Origin of the sequence: Bacillus cereus, assembly GCF_015071065.1 — a bacterium.
Taxonomy (GTDB): Bacteria; Bacillota; Bacilli; order Bacillales; family Bacillaceae_G; genus Bacillus_A; species Bacillus_A cereus_BA.
The window spans coordinates 64,229-81,040 of sequence record NZ_VOVA01000019.1 but is presented as its reverse complement, the minus strand read 5'-3'; the positions used below and the strand labels follow the sequence as shown (position 1 = coordinate 81,040).

Below are 16,812 nucleotides of genomic sequence, written 5' to 3'. Positions count from 1 at the left end.
CCATTCAAGAATCCCACCCGTAAATCCGTAAGGATTCGGGCTTGCGACTTTAGTCGCGGGAGTCTCAATGCAAAGTAATTCCCTTCACTATCAGCAAAGTTAAACACTTTACCAGAAGGCTTAGTTACCATTTCGCCAACTGTAACATTTTTATTTTATATGTATTTCTTCACGAAATTTATCGACTGACTCGTTCACTACTTTACCAATAAACATAAAAGACGTAACTACGCATAGTTACGTCTTTTCATTCATTTATCTAGGTTTTTTCTTCCCAGTAAACGCTGGTTTCTTTTTCTTTGGTGCTGGTGGTTTCGTTTCTACAAATGATCCGTTGAACATTTCTTGTTTCGTAAACACGATACCTAGTTTTTTCGCAAATTGAAGTAATTTACGCTCTTCTTGTGCTGTTACAAGAGAAACGACTGTTCCTTCTTTACCCATACGTCCAGTACGTCCTGAGCGATGAATGTATTGGTCTACAGTGTCTGGTAATTCTAAGTGAATTACATGTGTCAAATCATCGATATCTATTCCACGTGCTGCAATATCAGTAGCAAGTAGAATTTCTAATTTCCCGCTGCGGAATGCACGCATCGTTGCTTCACGTTCTTGTTTATTTGCCTCTGCATGAAGAGCTGCTGCTTTCATTTTACGGAATTTCAGTTTCTGAGTAATTTCATCTAAACGGAATGGGTCATTTAAGAAGGCAACTGCTTTTACATTTCCCATATGCATAATTCTTCTTATATAATCATTTTTTTCACGACGTTCACACACGATATACGTATGCTCAACTAGGCTCTTTGCCTCTGAACGTGTTACACGTACTAATTGTGGTTCAGCTGTCAAATCACGTGCCGCGTCTTCTGCCGCTTTCGTTATTGTCGCCGAGAAGAATACTAATTGACGATCGCGCATCGTTGATTTAATTACATCAAGTACAGCACCCATCATCTTTTGTTTTACAATTTGATCAAACTCATCAAATACAATCGTTTTCACTTCATGCATCTTTAGTTTTTTCATACGAATCAACTCTAAAATACGTCCTGGTGAACCGACAATAACTCTCGGATGTTTCTTTAATTTTTCTACTTGGCGCTTAATGTCTGCACCACCAATTAAAGATGCACCTGAAATATCAGTTCCCGCTGTAAATTTTTGAACTTCTTCATGAATTTGCATAACAAGTTCACGAGTTGGCGCTACAATCACAACTTGAGCTTGTTTTACTTCAGGATTAATTTTATGTAAAAGGGGTAATAAGTACGCTAGTGTTTTTCCTGTTCCAGTTGGAGATTCAGCTATAACGTCTTGTCCTTCTAAAATAGTTGGAATCGCTTGTTTTTGAATTTCAGTAAACTCTTTAAAACCAGCCTTTTCCCAAGCTTGTTGTAAAAATGGTTGCATATCTTTTATCATTTGTTTTTCTCCTTTATCTCTATTTTTGAAGAAAATGTTGTATTGTTCGCACCGTTTCTATCATGTGTGAAATAACAGCTATTAAATCATCAACATGGTCTTCTGTAATCGCTTTTTGAAATAGAACCTCTACCTTATTATGATATGAAATCGCTTGCTTATTATATTCGTATGAAATTTTCTGCGAAATCATTCGCTCTTTTCCCCATATAGATTGCAATACAGCTTCAATTTCGCGGCATCCTACCTCTGGTTGCTCCATCGGGAACGAAAATTCCAACTTCATTTCACAACCTGGTATAAACTGAGGTACCTCTAATATTTCACCTGATAAATTCTTTGCATCAACAGATAGCGAAAATGTTGCTTCTACCAACGTTTTAAATGTTTCTGTTAGTTGAAATGAAATACTATACATACGACTTAATGAAGCAAGGTCCATCACATCTTTTCGATCTGTTACAAGAATATCACCGTGTAGATCGAAATCATAGACAGCTCCTTCCACGATTACCTTTAAATTTTCAAAAGCAGTTGGATCAAACATAATTTCCTCCAAAAAACAGGCGCCTTTCTATGGAAAGGCGCCACTTGATGTATATATAGTTTACAGATAAACGAGATGAATTACAACCTTTTAGAATAAACCTACTGCTTTTCCATCTTCATTTACATCCATTTGAAGCGCAGCTGGCTGTTTAGGAAGACCTGGCATTGTTAACATTGTTCCTGTTAACGCAACGATAAATCCTGCACCAATTGATGGTTTCAATTCGCGAATTGTAACGATAAAGTCAGATGGACGACCTAGTTTTGTTGCATCATCAGAAAGAGAATATTGTGTTTTCGCCATACATATTGGTAGGTTACTCCAGCCTTCTCCTTCAAATTGAGCTAATTGCTTACGTGCTTTCGGAGCAAATTCAATATCTTTTGCGCCGTACACTTTTTGAGCAATTGTACGAATTTTTTCTTCTAATGGCAATTCTAATTCATAAAGTGGCGCGTAGTTATTTTCACCTTTGTCAATTTCTTTTAACACTTTCTCAGCAAGGTCAACTCCGCCTTGGCCACCTTTCTCCCAAACTTCAGTTAAGGATACTGCATAGCCACGCTCATTGCACCATTCTTGTAAGTATGTAACTTCTGCATCTGTATCAGTAATAAATTTGTTAATAGCAATTACGAATGGAACACCGAAGCTTTGAATTGTTTCAACATGCTTCTGTAAGTTTTCCATTCCTTTTGCTAACGCATCTACATTTTCTTCTTTTAATTGATCTTTTGCTACACCGCCATGCATTTTAAGCGCACGAATAGTCGCAACAATAACTACCGCTTCTGGTTTAATACCAGCTGCACGTGCTTTAATGTCTAAAAACTTCTCAGCACCTAAATCAGCACCAAATCCAGCTTCTGTAATAACGTAATCGCCTAATTTCGCTGCCATTGTCGTAGCAATAACACTGTTACAACCGTGAGCGATATTCGCAAATGGTCCGCCATGAATAATAGCCGGTGTATTTTCTAATGTTTGTACTAAGTTCGGTTTTAATGCGTCCTTTAATAGAAGTGTTAACGCACCTTCTACACCTAAATCTTTCACTGTTACAGGTTGATTTGCAAAATTATAAGCAACCACGATGCGAGATAGACGCGCTTTTAAATCTTGAATATCTGTCGCAAGGCAGAATACGGCCATGATTTCAGATGCTACTGTAATGTCAAAACCGTCTTCACGTGGTACACCTTGAACCGGTCCACCAAGGCCAATTACTACATTACGAAGGGCACGGTCATTTAAGTCAACACAGCGTTTCCATACAATTTTACGTGTATCAATTCCAAGTGCGTTTCCTTGTTGGATATGATTATCAATAAACGCCGCTAATGCGTTATTGGCAGTTGTAATCGCATGGATATCTCCAGTAAAGTGAAGGTTAATATCTTCCATTGGTACTACTTGTGAAAAACCACCACCTGCTGCTCCGCCCTTTAATCCCATTGTTGGTCCAAGAGATGGTTCGCGAAGCGCAATTACTGTTTTCTTACCAATTTTATTAAAAGCTTGACCTAAACCAACTGTTACTGTTGATTTACCTTCTCCTGCTGGAGTCGGGTTAATCGCTGTTACTAAAACAACTTTGCCATCTTTCTCATCTTGTAAGCGCTTAAAAATATCAAGAGATAACTTGCCTTTATAATGTCCGTATGGCTCTAATTCTTCTTCTAAAATATTCAACTCAGCTGCAATTTCTTGAATCTTCTTCATACTTGCTTCTTGTGCGATTTCAATATCAGATTTAACTGTTGTAGTAATTGTCATATACCCTAGTCCCCCTTTAATTGGTTCTGATGATATTGTATCAGTTTTTTGTATTTTCTGCACTTATTTACCTCCTAAAATCCTTCAATTTTATTATACGTTTTTTAACATAAATACCCATAAAAACGTTAACGCTTGTTGTAACTCTGTAGGTAGTTGACCTAACATCTTCTCATTTACTCCGCGCTTATATACGCCGGTACTATCTATAACTTCAAAACCTTGTTCTTTCGCTAACTGTTCAAATTCCCAAGGCATCATCGTATTACAAACAACATCTTTTCCATATAAACGAGGATAACTATTCTCACGTGGCTTTGCTGTCGGCCCTAAAATTGCAATACATGCGTATCCATCTTTCTTTAAAACACGCTTTATTTCATTTAATGCTTGTAATGGCTCCTCGGTCCATTCTAAAGAATTAATTGCTATAATTGCCTCAAATTGTCCATTTTCAAATGGTAATGAAGAAAGATCACCTTTTATAAAAGATAAGTTTGGACCTTCTCCGCGTTCCTTACCCTTTTGAATCATAACTTCCGATAAGTCTATCCCAACCGCTTTGTACCCAGTAAGACTTAATTTATATGTACCATACCCATCACCACAGCCAACATCTAACACTTGTGCTTCTTTTTCTACATACTGCTCAAAAAATGGAATGATTGTACTCCTGCTCCCGCTATCCCACATCTCCTGACTATTTTGATTCCAAAACTCTGCATTGCTATCCCATTTCTTCTCTGCCGATTCATGCCAATTAAACTCCGCCATACATTCCCCTACCTTCAGTTATTATCATTCATTTCATTCTACATCATTTTCCTTAATTCCTGTTTATTCTCACAATGAGCAGGATAAGATAGCAACGGAATCTACATTCTCCAATTTTTGCTTTACTTGGGTATAACTCATGCTCATGTTCTTGTCTTTATGAAGGATACTATAGATACACCCAATTGAAAGAGAGGGATGTATATGCGAAGAAAGAGAAATCATCATTTTAAAAGTGGTGAAAAAAACGAAGAGTATGCAGCTGAAATATCTCCGGCCGGCATTCCGATTAGACATGAGCGCAAAGAAATTGCAAATGAAATAGAAGGTACAAATACCGGTGCAATGGTAGGCTATGTTGCTTTATTTCTTTCGTTATTCTCCATTGCTTTTTATCCAGTTACACTCGGCTCCCTTGCGATTTTAGTTGGTTTATTAGCTGTCAATTTCGGAGCGAGAACACTCGGATATACAGCAATTGGTTTTGGCAGTTTTTCTGTTTTATTCACTTTACTATATCCGCTTGCTTTATCAGCGTTTTAAAAAAAACACACCAAGTTATACTTGGTGTGTTCATTCATGATACAACATGATATGACCGCATCCACAACAATGCTTCGCTGTAATTTCTTGAAAAACTGGATAATTTTCTTCATCTCTATGCTCAATAAACACCTTTTCAAATCGGTACATGTTTGGCGCATATGCCCAATCTTGTTTCGTACGTGCATATAATGTTGAAGAAAAAAACTCCTCACCACCACAAACGATACATCCCTTCTTCATCAATACCCCTCCTATGCTTGTCTTACTTCATCTATATGAACATAAGCATAAAAAAAAGACCTTCTATTACTAGAAAGTCTTCTCTGAAACAAAAAGAAATGTACCGAATATACCTACTCCGCTATATTCTTTCGTAACACCAGCTTCTGTTTTATACGTTTGCTTTACAGTCATAAAGAAAACACCATTTCGTGCATCAATACTTTCAAACTGTAATTTCTCTTTTTTTTCATCTACATTTTGCGTGCATTCAAAGCTACTCTCGTCACATTTCAATGCATACTTATCCTCTAAATACAATTTAAAATCTGATTCTTTCGGACAAGTTATAAGTAATATCGTCACGAGAATAATACTTACAATACCCACAATTGTATAATATTTCTTCATTTGTTCTCCTTTCAAAAGACAAGAAAACTTGACTTCATGCGCCAAGTTTTCTTAGTCTACAACCCATTGCCACTCTTGTTCTTTCTTATCAAAAATGAGCCAACCCGTTTCTGTTGCTTCCGCTTTCAATTCATCGATATTATCTAGTACCTCATCCGTACTTTCGAATGATCCCACTACATATACCGGAATTTCAAGACCTCTTCTTGACTCAATTTTCCCCGCTAAATCAATGTATAACCCATCTTCCATTAACGGAACAAGCCCAAGGATAACTTCCTTTGAAATTGCTGGGAAGATCTTTGATTTTTGGAAGAAAGAAAAACGTGTTTTTCCAAACGAACCGAGTTTATATGGAATCACTTTACTTAGCATTCCCACAAAATCACTGATTCTACGGTAGTACACTTTGTTGTACCAACCATCATCATGTGAAAAATAAACAAATCTATTTTTCAGCAACGGGAAGAATGTTCTTCCGAGTGGTTCTTTTTTGTGAGCCAAATATAAAAGTTCTGCAATTTCTTTTGGCTCTAATTCATCTAAATCGCTTGCATCATCAAAATCTACCCAACAAAATTCATCAAATTCATCAATCTCTGCTTGAATAAGTTTATGTATGTTTTCTTCCTCGACATATTCAAATAAAGTATGATAATGAAAATCTGTCCACTCAAAATTATGCTTTAAAAGCAATACTTGGTGAAGTGGTGAAGGGATGTTACTTGCAAACTCTTTAAACGTAATTCCAGATGTAATAAAACAATGACCCCGACGATTACCATTAATATATATCATATTTTTTACTTGGTCAGATCCTCCAGACAAAGCACCTAGCCACCTTCGTTTTGTATGTTTCAATTCTATAGCATATTTTAACATGAAAAATTTTAGAAACATAGAAAAAACTTCAAAAACTATTTACAATTTCATGTGTTTTATTACATACTGATTACAAGAAAAAACGCCTGCTCATAAGCAGGCGTTTTTAAAGGATATCATCTGGATTTTGAGGATGATGATTCCCCTCTTTTTTTTCATCTTTTTGGAACATCGATTGGATTTTATCGATTGTTTGTGGAGCTAATTCAATTATTTTTTCTGCTAAATGTGTCGCATTTTGCAAATGAAGAATATTAACCCCATCTTTATTCACCACTAGAAATGCTACTGGTGTAATTGACACACCACCCGCGCTACCGCCACCAAATGCAGGGTTACTGTTCGCTCTTTGCCCATCATTCGTCTGGAAATCAGAACCTCCTGCTCCAAAACCGAACGCTACTTTAGAAACCGTTAACACTACACCACCGTCAGCCGTTTGAACAGGCTCTCCAACAATCGTATTTACATCGACCATTTCCTTCAAATTTTCCATTGCTGCTTTCATTAATCCTTGAATTGGATGATCCACCGTTCATAACCTCCTTTGTCATATCTTTCCTAGTTTTTCCGAAAGTTTGTGAACTAAACATAAAATTTTATATTGATTTCAAAAACATAAAGTTATAATATTTAGAAAAAACAAAAAGAGGTAGATTTGTTATGATACGAAAATTAACAAAGAAAGATCATGAACAAGTATTTACTTTTCTAAAAGAAGAAGCTGCCCTTAACTTATTTATCATTGGAGATATTGAAGCTTTCGGATATGACAAAGACTTTCAAGAACTATGGGGAAATTTTAATGAGGATGGCGCGTTAAAATCTATTTTACTTCGCTTCCACGATTCATTTATACCGTATAGTAAAGAGGACTTTGTAGTTGCTGACTATGAGGAACTTCTTTCGGCATATAAGCCGCTTAAACTCTCTGGCAAATCAAACATTGTAGAAAAATTTGAAGCTACTCAAAGTATACAACTAGGCGTCAAAAATGAAATGCATTTTTGCGAATGTCTAGATGACAATAAATTACCTAGCTCACCTATTCATGAAACAATTAAACTTGCCTCACTAGATGATATAGAACGAATTATGCAATTACGAAGTAACATCGCTGAATTCCCAGCTGCTAATGAATCAGAAAAAATGTTAAGGCAAGCTATCGAAACAAATACAGGACGTACATATTATATTGAAAAAGACGGTGCAATCATCGCATCCGCCTCTACTTCCGCTGAAAACTCATTATCCGCTATGGTTGTTGGCGTATGTACACACCCAAATTATCGCGGGAGCGGATACGCTTCGCTCATATTACAGAAAATGATTCAAGGCTTTACGAATGAAGGGCGCACGCTTTGCTTATTTTATAACAATCCAGCTGCTGGACGAATTTATAAACGATTAGGGTTTAAAGATATTGGGATGTGGACGATGTATAGATAATAAAAAGCCGATTTGAAATCGGCTTTTATACATATTGTGCTATTCCAGCTTCAAAAGCTTTTTTATCATTATTTAGTACACCAAATAATGCTTCTTGAAGAGCGAATGTACTTTTATAAAAGTACATTCGCTCCTTTACTCCTTCTAAATTAGGATAATAAGACGAAAATAGTTGTAAAAACTCCTCTCCATAACTAGCTAATATCCCCGCAAAGTCATAACCACTTGCCTTTCTATAAAACCGAAATCTTCGTACATCTCTTTCGCAAAGTTCCCTGCAAATACATTCAAGCGAATTTCTGAATACTTTTCTTGTAGTTCCTTGATCCCAGCTTTCATTAGTTTTCGTGATAATCCTCTCCCGCGATACTCCGAAAAAACATACAACTCATAAATAAATCCAAGTTTTTCACGAGAAAAATATTCTGTATTTTCTCCTATCAATATCCATCCAACTATATTATTTTCTTCTCTTATAACTAAATAATATGCTCCTTTTTCTACTAAAGGCTTTGTGATTTCAATCGCTTTTTCCTTACTTAGTTGACAATTCCCTCTCGTTCCTTCGAAAAGTGATTGAGCTGCATAATGTAATATTTTTTCCGTTTCTTTCTCATTCGCTTTTGTAATCATTCCTTTCTCCCTCCTGCCCTCTAATCATCATTGAAATACCATTTTCAAGACCGTCTGACTCAATTACAATTGCCATCAATCCTTTTTCCGTACTTGTCTCATGAAACTCTCCCTTTTCCCAAAAAACAGCTTGTCCTGCTTTCACTTTCAATTTTTCTTTATCGGCCCCGCACACATATCCTTCGCCGTCCACAATAAGAAGCAGTTGAGATACAACTGCTTCATGATATCCGATGATTCCATTCTCTTGTAAATGCACGGCACCGATATGTATATTCCCTTGATGATTTAATATTTTTGACATTATAAAGTTAGATTGAAATGCTGATATGTGCTTCCCTACTTTTTCACTGAAATCTAATATTCTCATTTCTAATCCTCCTTATATGTATAAAACCATCCTCACTGTTTGCAGCATATGCCCTTCGAAATCTTCATCAAATTGCTCTAAAGCTGCAAAACCTTTCGCTTCATAAAATCGTTTTCCTTTTTCATTTTCCGCTTCTACATGAATGTACATTTTTCGAATCCCTTTTAACGTCGTGATCCCTTTTTGTAATAAAGCGCTTCCTATACCTTTTCCTTGCTGCTCTGGTAATAAATAAATCGCACCTAATTCTGCCTCATTTTGTAATCTGATCGGAGAAAAATTCGCGAAGCCAATTACTTCTCCCTCTTCTTCCGCAACAAATAAATGTGTATTTTTAAGACGATATTTCATTTTTTCATCAGAATATGCTTCATCTAAAAAACTATCTTGAATCTCTCTCGGAATAATTCCTTCGTATGTATCATGCCAAGCTATTTTCGCTACTGATTGTACAGCATGAATGTCTTCTTGCTTCATTTCTCTAATTACATATGTCATCTTGATGCCTCCATTCTCTTTAAATTATATTCTGCTAATATACTAGAAGAAATGGCAGAACCATTTTCATAATTTACTTTAATTAATTTTAACTTCCCAATCGAAGCTGTTGTAACATCAAATTTTTCATATATATACTCCATTACACTTAAAAACTGATTTGAATTTAACTGATTAGCAATCGTGCAATGCGGAACCCATTTTCCTGGTACGTAATATGAGTTTGGATTATCATGAAAAGTTTTGAAATAATCATGATAAGAATGATGAAATCTTAATAATTCATTGGTAATGATCGGTGCTAGAAAGATCGTTCCGTTAGTAGGAAAAGTTCCAACAGAAGGAAAAGTTACAGCAACAATGTTCTCTTGGAAAGCTACAAACTCCTTTAATTTCTCCGTATATAAATTAACATCTAACTCATTATAATCAGCCAATGTAATATGGGGTTCTACTCCAGCTAGTTGGTTTGTTCCGATTATATTCGTTAATTCACTTTGCAATTCTCTAATTTTATAAGTAGACACTCTATCAAATGTAGCAATAATAGCGTACACGCTTCCTCACCCCTTCGTTACACAAAGCTCTTCCCATTCTTCACGAATCATTCCCATTCGAATAGAATCATAGTATGTCCCGTTATAATATCGACAATTTCGCATTCTACCTTCTAATCTCATTCCTATTTTTTCTGCTACTTTCATCATTCGTTCATTTCCAGACCAAGTCGTGAGCCCCACTCTACCAATCTCCATATTTTCAAATAGCAAATCTCTATATAGTGTTAATGCTTCTGTACCATATCCACCATTCCAGTATGTTGGATTATAAATAACAATTCCCATCTCCAACCAACGCGTCGGTTTATGCTCCCAATAAAAACCTACTGTCCCAATGATTTGACCGTCATGTTCGACAATTAATTTCGATAGCGGTTCTTCTTTTAAACGTTTTTGTGAATTTTCTTTATATGGCGTGTATTCTTGCATTGATATTGGAAAGTATGGTGCATCCCATTTCTTCCATTCTGGGTTTTCTTCTTTATATACGAGGCTCCATAATGTTTTTATATCTGATTCTTCAATTGTACGAATTGTAACTTTGTTCCCCTTTAATATAACGTTTTGCATAATTCCCTCCTACATCCCTTACTATTTAATATATATAAATTATAATCTCTTTTCAGAAAAATCAAAACACAAACCTTTTTATGTTATATAATTTTGTTACAGATTGTCCCCTTAAGACTATTTGATACGTATAATAAATTTATTAACCCAGGACTTTATTTTTTCTAAGGAGGACCATTGACGTGGAACAAGTTCAAAAAATGTACCAACGTTTTCAAGAGGAAATGAATTGGAGTCATAATGATAAGCGCGATGACTTTCAGCGTAGCAAAGAATTTCTCCTTTACACACATATGCTATTAACAACTGAAGTTGCAGAGGTAGCCGAAGAATTTCGTACACTCTTTTATACAACTGAAGAACTAAAGAAAAATGGAATTTCAGAAGATGCAGCACACATAGCAACTAAAGCAAAAATACGCGAAAATCTCGGTAAAGAGCTTACAGATTGTTTAGCTTATTTATGCAAGTTGGCTAATTTTTTTGAGTTTAACTTAGAAGATGAACTTCATAGCAAATTAGAAGAAATACGATTTCAGCGCCTACATCATAAAAAATAGGAGGATATATTCCCTCCCATTTTCAGCTATATATTTTCAACTCCCTCTCATTCATTTCAAGAAGAATTCCTTTCTCTATCCAACCTTCCACACCATCTTTTTTGACTAAATCATATCCTATACAGCTGTCATCAATAAGCGTGACTACATCACCTTTTTTTACACTTATTTGAGCACAAGAAATATCAGTTTTCACTGTATACTCCCCTGATTCAAGTTGCTTTATATACTCGTTTTTCACATGAAGCATTTCATTCGTTTCAATTTGTTTACATAAAGTAAAATCTTTCATTTCCTCAACAAGTTCTATGTAATAATGCGGATACGTAACTCCGCCTTTCATTATTGAATTTGCGTTAAAATCCGCTAATACTTCATACTGCGGAAAATGATCTACATATGTATAGGAAAATGTATCGTTAAGATTCTCTCGATGAATAATAAATGCATTTAATTGCCCTGCTTCTTTAATCGCATTACCACCATCAATCGCAATAATTTTTTTCTCCTTATCAATAACTGGATTGTTAGACGGCGCCTCCTCGGAATAGTTCACAACAGGCCAATGTCCAACAATTACGTACTTATCCGCTCTGTGTGACTTATTAAAAAACTCTGGCATTGCAATTGCATTTTTCCTGTCTGTTTGTTTCCAATCCTCTCTATCTTCAAGGCCAGCATGTACAAAGATATAATCCTCAGTTTCAATAGCAGTTGGCAATTCTGTTAGCCACTTTATTTCTTTTGAAAAATGGCTCATCAATATGTTTTTCACTTCACAAATATCACTTTCTTCATTAATGGTAACGTTCAATTTCCCTAGCCATTCATTAGAAATTGTATTTTTTCGCGTACATAAATAATTTATTAGCGCAGGATTTTCATTTACAAGCGCTTCAATTATCACTTCACAATTCCCTTCAACAACATGAACATTTGAATTGTTCTCTACAAGATTCAAGACGTAGTTGACTACACCGATGCTATCTCTTCCTTTTTCACAAATATCACCATTAATAATTAAATAGTCCTCTTCTTTAAAGTTAACTTTATGTAATAGTTCCTTAAAAAGCTCTAATTCGCCATGAATATCAGATATTACGATAACTCTTACACCTTTTGGGATTAATAGTTTCTGAATTTTTTCCAAGTATAAACTCCCCTAACCTTCTTTAAATTCACTATTATCGTCTCAATTATAAAGAAACTCTTCGACAAAATAAGTTATTAACCCTCTTCATCCTTCACTTCTAAATTAAAAGTAGGTTCTATATGCCATCCCATATAGAACCTACTTTTAATTATAATTCTTTATAAAAAGAATAACTTACTTTATCATACCCTTCTCTTTCATAAAAACGATGCGCATCGACTCTTGGAAACGCTGATGTAAGAACGATAGAACTGCACCCTTTTTCTATCCCCCATTTTTCTACATATGACAGAAGAACTTTTCCATATCCTTTCGACCTGTGAGCCTCCGCCGTTACAAGATCATAAACAAATACATGCTTTTCATTATAAAAATTCGTACAAACCGCTACACCAGCAAGACTAACAATTTCATCATCTTCATTACGTAACGAGAGTAGTTGATAATTTTCTTCTTTCATTTTTCGAAATAAAGAACTTGCTTCCTCTTTTGAAAGTTTCGTTCGTAATTGCTGTAAAACGGGTAATACTTTATATAAATCGCCTTCTGTTACTACTTCTCTAATATTCACTATGTCTCTCTCCTAACTGTTTATAAAATTTTCTAAATGTTATATCATCATTATAGAAAGTAACTGTCATTCTCTTAAGTGACAGTTCAATTCTTTTTTATAAGGCCAGTATTTAAAGGAGAACGCAAAAATGGATTTTACTATTCCACTGCAATTAGAAAGTAAAACACCAATTTACTTACAAATTTATGATTATATGAAACGAGAAATCTCTCTAGGAACACTCCCGGCCGGCAGACGTCTTCCATCTCACAGAAATTTAGCAGTACAACTTAATATTAGCCGTATTACTGTTGAATCTGCTTATCAACAATTAATAGCTGAAGGATATGTAGAAAGCAAACCGAAACGGGGTATTTTTGTTGCGGAAGTTGATATTAATATCATGTCAAAAAATGAACAAAATATGTCGTACAAAACTAACAATAATATAGAAGAACGATATGACTATGATTGTAGCCAAGGGCTTATTGATCAAAAAGCTTTTCCAATCACAAACTGGAAAAGAGCCTTAAACGAAACTTTATTCCAGTACGAAGATAAATTATTTTCTAAAGAAGATCCCCAAGGTGAGTTCGTTCTTCGAGAACATATTTCAAAATATTTATATCATGCTCGCGGGGTACATTCTTCACCTGATCAAATTATTATCGGAGCGGGTACGCAACCGCTTCTTTGGCTACTCCTCCAGCTGCTCGGCTCCAAAAAAGAATATGGAATCGAAAATCCTGGATTTCACCGTGTAACTGCTATGATTCAAAGTTCTGGTCTTCCCGTTCATCCTATTCCTTTAGATGATAAAGGTATTCATCTTTTAGCTTTGCGTGAATCAGGCGCCAATGTTGCATACCTCACCCCATCTCACCAATTTCCACTTGGAATAATTATGCCGTTATCTAGAAGACTCGAATTATTAAAATGGGCGAATGATTGCGGGGGATATATTATTGAAGATGATTACGACGGGGAATTCCGCTATGTAGGAAAACCAATTCCTTCTTTGCAAGGACTAGATTCAAATGAACGCGTTATTTATATGGGAACTTTCTCGAAATCCTTTTTACCTTCTTTACGAATGGGATATATCGTTTTACCGCCTCATCTTTTAAGTGCTTATAAAGAACTTGGGGGCATGTTTAAACAAACGGTTTCTACAATGCAGCAACTCGCTTTTGCCACCTTTATTCAAAAAGGTGATTGGGAACGTCATATAAATCGAATTCGTACGTTATATAAAAGAAAGCACATTTCATTAGTTAAATCTATCATGGACGAAATGGGAGCTCACGTTCATATACTTGGCGAACAATCAGGACTTCATATTGTACTCCATGTTCATAATGGGATGAACGAACAAGAACTTATTAATACTGCTGCAAAACAACGAATCAAATTGTACCCGCTCTCTACATATGATTCTGTACATAATTTAAGAGAGGCGTCATATGTATTACTCGGTTTCGGTGGTATTCCAGAAGATTGTATCGAAACTGTTGTCAAATTACTGAAAAAAGTCTGGTTTCCTAACTAAAAATAACTCCGCGCAAGTTATACTTACGTGGAGTTATTTTCACTCACTACTTTTCTGATACTTGCCCTGATCTCGCTGTCCTTCCTGGACGCTTTACACCAGTTGTTTCTGTTGAATAAGAAGCTTCAATTATAGCACTTGGATCTACAGAGAGAACGAGATCTTTCATTTTTGGATAAATGAAACGGTTTGTAATACAATAAATGATTCTCTGATGCTCTCCTAAAAAACCACCTTCTCCATGTAGATACGTAACAGACAGTTGCAATTCTTTCATAAGCAGTTCGCCAATTTCTTTATTTTTGTTCGAAATAATCATGACGCTCTTTCCTTGATTAATACCGTCTAATATGAAATCAATCATCTTCGTAACAATATAAAAAATTGCTAAGGAGAACATCGCTTGCTCAATTGAAAATAAAATAGCAACAAATACAAAAATAACTGCATTTACAGCAAGTAAAAATGTACTAATTGGTACTTTAAAATGCTTGTTCATCCAAACAGCTAACATTTCTGATCCGTCAATTGCTCCGCCCATTTTTACAACGATTCCAACACCAACTCCAAATAGAACTCCTCCGTAAAGTACAATTAATAATTCCGAAGTCGTAATTGCTGGAAATGGTTTTAAATAAATCAATCCGAGTGTTGTAACTACATTTGCATAAGATGTACGGATAAAAAACTTCTTTCCCATTACTCTTGCAGTAAATAATAAAATTGGGATATTAAGCCCTAAAAACACGCCATAAAGCGGCAATCCGGCAACCTTATTTGCCATAATAGCAATCGCCGTTACCCCGCCATCTACTAGTCCATTAGGTGCTAAAATAAGCTCTAGTGAACCAGCTACAATAATTGATCCAATAGTTAACAATACGTATTCAAATACTTTTTTCATTCATTACCCCCAAAACTTATGTATTTTCTTAGTATTATTTTACCGTAATTTTTCTACTAATACAAAGATACCGGTTTATATACACAAAAGTTTCACCATTATCGCTATTTTTATGTAACACATTTAATGCGTAATACAAGAAACACACTTACACAATAAAAGTAAGTGTGTTTTTGACATCTATTTAATCTTTAAATACGGCTTCATTTTTAATTTAAATATTTCCTCAACTGCCCTTTGATACCCACCAGCATTTCTAAGCGACTCTCCAACTTTACGACTATTTTCCTTAAACGTCACATCATCCATTACTTTCTTTACAGTTTCACGTAACAATTCAGAAGTTAATTCGTTACGATTAAGTCTTATGCCTGCCCCTACTTCAGTTAATCGTTTCGCAACTAATGGCTGATCTCCTGTTACCGGAATTACAACTAACGGAACACCGTAATATAACGCTTCACTCGAACTATTCATACCTCCATGTGTCACGAATACATCAGTATGTTGTAAAACTTCTAATTGTGGCACATAATTATACAACTTAAAGTTATTCGGAATGTTTTCAAATTGATTTATATTTATCTTTTTACCAACGACTAATACGACCGTCGCATCTACATCTTTAAACGCTTCAAAACATTTCTCATACAACACCGGTTGCTCATTAAAAACTGTCCCCATAGAAATGAAAATCACTTTTTCATCTTTTAAATCTTCAATAGGAAAACTACCCACTTCTTTACGAGTAGCAATTGATGGACCAACAAATTTATAAGATTCATCAAATACATCCGAATGCGGCTGATATTCTTTTGAAGTATATACAATAGTAATATCACCAGGATGATTCATAATATCATACAGACTATTACATTTCATTCCATATCGCTCTTTCCATCTTTCCATTCCAACTAAACAAGATTGGTATAGTGGATTAGTTTCATCTATTTGTCTCGATTCTTGCTCATCATTAAAAGTAATGTACTCATTAAAAGCAAAAGTTGTACAAGAAGAAACACTAGGTAATTGTAAAACATTCGCTATAATACGTCCTACTGGAAAATGATTATCGTATATTAAATAATCGTACTTTTCTCCTTTTGCTTCTTCTACTATTTGAGTAACAATACGTTCTGATGCTTCCATCATATGAGATAGCATCGTTAAAGGACTACCACCTTCATTTACTCGTTCCATAATATTGATTTGTGAAAGAAAGTTTTCAAATGCTCGAAATTCAGCACCTGTTGCTTCAACCTTTTTTCTGTAATCTTCAATACAATATGACACGACTGTTTCCCCACGCCGAATTAGCTCACTAACAACTGCTAGCGTCGGATTAATATGGCCTTCTCCAGGAAAATTTATTACAAGTACGTTCGCCATAACATTCTCTCCTTTCCACCTAACAAAACTTAATTAATAAT

General features: G+C 35.3%; 21 protein-coding genes and 2 pseudogenes. 4 read left to right on the top strand and 19 right to left on the bottom strand.

Translation table 11 applies throughout. The annotated features are described in order from the left end of the window. Positions 1 to 65 precede the first annotated feature (65 nt). The 5 genes and pseudogenes from FT637_RS30705 to FT637_RS25550 form a co-directional block, all read right to left on the bottom strand. A pseudogene (locus FT637_RS30705) lies at positions 66 to 155 on the bottom strand (VOC family protein); the annotation flags it as partial. 100 nt (positions 156 to 255) lie between these two features. Then, entirely contained in the window at positions 256 to 1,425 is a 1,170-nt protein-coding gene (locus FT637_RS25565; protein WP_193648682.1) for a DEAD/DEAH box helicase, read from the bottom strand. 19 nt (positions 1,426 to 1,444) lie between these two features. After that, entirely contained in the window at positions 1,445 to 1,972 is a 528-nt protein-coding gene (locus FT637_RS25560; protein ID WP_142395873.1) for a hypothetical protein, read from the bottom strand. A 90-nt stretch (positions 1,973 to 2,062) separates the two neighbouring features. Next, on the bottom strand, positions 2,063 to 3,751 hold the full coding sequence (locus FT637_RS25555) for a formate--tetrahydrofolate ligase (protein WP_227493959.1): 1,689 nt from the start codon (positions 3,749 to 3,751) through the stop codon (positions 2,063 to 2,065). Between the two features lie 93 nt (positions 3,752 to 3,844). Beyond that, positions 3,845 to 4,525, bottom strand: coding sequence for a class I SAM-dependent methyltransferase (locus FT637_RS25550; RefSeq protein ID WP_193648680.1), 681 nt, complete (start codon positions 4,523 to 4,525; stop codon positions 3,845 to 3,847). Positions 4,526 to 4,729: 204 nt separating this feature from the next. On the opposite strand from FT637_RS25550, the gene FT637_RS25545 reads away from it, so the two are divergent. After that, positions 4,730 to 5,068, top strand: coding sequence for a permease (locus FT637_RS25545; RefSeq protein WP_193648679.1), 339 nt, complete (start codon positions 4,730 to 4,732; stop codon positions 5,066 to 5,068). A 30-nt stretch (positions 5,069 to 5,098) separates the two neighbouring features. Here the strand turns inward: FT637_RS25545 and FT637_RS25540 are convergent, their stop codons facing one another. The 4 genes from FT637_RS25540 to ytfJ form a co-directional block, all read right to left on the bottom strand. Then, positions 5,099 to 5,311: a hypothetical protein gene (locus FT637_RS25540; RefSeq protein WP_002012518.1), complete on the bottom strand. Its 213-nt coding sequence runs from the start codon at positions 5,309 to 5,311 to the stop codon at positions 5,099 to 5,101. A 69-nt stretch (positions 5,312 to 5,380) separates the two neighbouring features. Beyond that, on the bottom strand, positions 5,381 to 5,701 hold the full coding sequence (locus FT637_RS25535; RefSeq protein ID WP_193648678.1) for a hypothetical protein: 321 nt from the start codon (positions 5,699 to 5,701) through the stop codon (positions 5,381 to 5,383). A 51-nt stretch (positions 5,702 to 5,752) separates the two neighbouring features. Then, positions 5,753 to 6,529 (bottom strand): oxalate:formate antiporter, encoded by a 777-nt coding sequence (locus FT637_RS25530; protein ID WP_193648685.1) that lies wholly within the window; start codon positions 6,527 to 6,529, stop codon positions 5,753 to 5,755. A gap of 160 nt (positions 6,530 to 6,689) precedes the next feature. Then, positions 6,690 to 7,115, bottom strand: a complete 426-nt coding sequence (gene ytfJ, locus FT637_RS25525) for a GerW family sporulation protein (protein WP_193648677.1) — start codon at positions 7,113 to 7,115, stop codon at positions 6,690 to 6,692. Positions 7,116 to 7,246: 131 nt separating this feature from the next. Between ytfJ and FT637_RS25520 the strand changes: the two genes are divergently transcribed. Continuing rightward, a complete protein-coding gene (locus FT637_RS25520) occupies positions 7,247 to 8,032 on the top strand; it encodes a GNAT family N-acetyltransferase (protein ID WP_193648676.1) in 786 nt (261 codons plus the stop codon). A gap of 25 nt (positions 8,033 to 8,057) precedes the next feature. On the opposite strand, the pseudogene FT637_RS25515 reads toward FT637_RS25520, so the two are convergent. The 6 genes and pseudogenes from FT637_RS25515 to FT637_RS25490 all read right to left on the bottom strand — a co-directional run. Next, positions 8,058 to 8,252 (bottom strand): annotated as a pseudogene (locus FT637_RS25515) (aminoglycoside 6'-acetyltransferase); the annotation flags it as partial. After that, positions 8,231 to 8,665 carry a GNAT family N-acetyltransferase gene (locus FT637_RS25510; RefSeq protein ID WP_193648675.1) on the bottom strand — a complete coding sequence of 145 codons (435 nt, stop codon included), beginning with the start codon at positions 8,663 to 8,665 and terminating at the stop codon, positions 8,231 to 8,233. The pseudogene FT637_RS25515 and the gene FT637_RS25510, both read right to left, overlap by 22 nt. Continuing rightward, complete coding sequence (locus FT637_RS25505; protein WP_193648674.1) at positions 8,646 to 9,035, bottom strand: cupin; 390 nt, start codon at positions 9,033 to 9,035, stop codon at positions 8,646 to 8,648. Before FT637_RS25505 ends, FT637_RS25510 begins: the two co-directional genes overlap by 20 nt. A gap of 12 nt (positions 9,036 to 9,047) precedes the next feature. Beyond that, positions 9,048 to 9,533: a GNAT family N-acetyltransferase gene (locus tag FT637_RS25500; protein WP_193648673.1), complete on the bottom strand. Its 486-nt coding sequence runs from the start codon at positions 9,531 to 9,533 to the stop codon at positions 9,048 to 9,050. Continuing rightward, on the bottom strand, positions 9,530 to 10,090 hold the full coding sequence (locus FT637_RS25495; RefSeq protein ID WP_193648672.1) for a 2'-5' RNA ligase family protein: 561 nt from the start codon (positions 10,088 to 10,090) through the stop codon (positions 9,530 to 9,532). The genes FT637_RS25500 and FT637_RS25495 overlap by 4 nt, the downstream gene beginning before the upstream one ends. 6 nt (positions 10,091 to 10,096) lie before the next feature. Continuing rightward, positions 10,097 to 10,663, bottom strand: coding sequence for a GNAT family N-acetyltransferase (locus FT637_RS25490; protein WP_193648671.1), 567 nt, complete (start codon positions 10,661 to 10,663; stop codon positions 10,097 to 10,099). A gap of 182 nt (positions 10,664 to 10,845) precedes the next feature. On the opposite strand from FT637_RS25490, the gene FT637_RS25485 reads away from it, so the two are divergent. Continuing rightward, a complete protein-coding gene (locus FT637_RS25485) occupies positions 10,846 to 11,223 on the top strand; it encodes a MazG-like family protein (protein WP_319805968.1) in 378 nt (125 codons plus the stop codon). A 22-nt stretch (positions 11,224 to 11,245) separates the two neighbouring features. On the opposite strand, the gene FT637_RS25480 is transcribed toward FT637_RS25485, so the two are convergent. Both FT637_RS25480 and FT637_RS25475 read right to left on the bottom strand, forming a co-directional pair. Continuing rightward, positions 11,246 to 12,373, bottom strand: coding sequence for a metallophosphoesterase (locus tag FT637_RS25480; RefSeq protein ID WP_193648670.1), 1,128 nt, complete (start codon positions 12,371 to 12,373; stop codon positions 11,246 to 11,248). A gap of 151 nt (positions 12,374 to 12,524) precedes the next feature. Next, on the bottom strand, positions 12,525 to 12,947 hold the full coding sequence (locus FT637_RS25475) for a GNAT family N-acetyltransferase (RefSeq protein WP_193648669.1): 423 nt from the start codon (positions 12,945 to 12,947) through the stop codon (positions 12,525 to 12,527). A 130-nt stretch (positions 12,948 to 13,077) separates the two neighbouring features. On the opposite strand from FT637_RS25475, the gene FT637_RS25470 reads away from it, so the two are divergent. Further along, the gene (locus FT637_RS25470) at positions 13,078 to 14,478 is read left to right on the top strand and encodes a PLP-dependent aminotransferase family protein (RefSeq protein WP_193648668.1); all 1,401 of its coding nucleotides are present in this window, start codon (positions 13,078 to 13,080) and stop codon (positions 14,476 to 14,478) included. Between the two features lie 46 nt (positions 14,479 to 14,524). On the opposite strand, the gene FT637_RS25465 is transcribed toward FT637_RS25470, so the two are convergent. Together FT637_RS25465 and FT637_RS25460 are read right to left on the bottom strand one after the other, a co-directional pair. Beyond that, positions 14,525 to 15,382 (bottom strand): YitT family protein, encoded by an 858-nt coding sequence (locus FT637_RS25465; protein WP_193648667.1) that lies wholly within the window; start codon positions 15,380 to 15,382, stop codon positions 14,525 to 14,527. Positions 15,383 to 15,562: 180 nt separating this feature from the next. After that, positions 15,563 to 16,771 carry a macrolide family glycosyltransferase gene (locus FT637_RS25460; RefSeq protein ID WP_193648666.1) on the bottom strand — a complete coding sequence of 403 codons (1,209 nt, stop codon included), beginning with the start codon at positions 16,769 to 16,771 and terminating at the stop codon, positions 15,563 to 15,565. Positions 16,772 to 16,812: the final 41 nt, after the last annotated feature.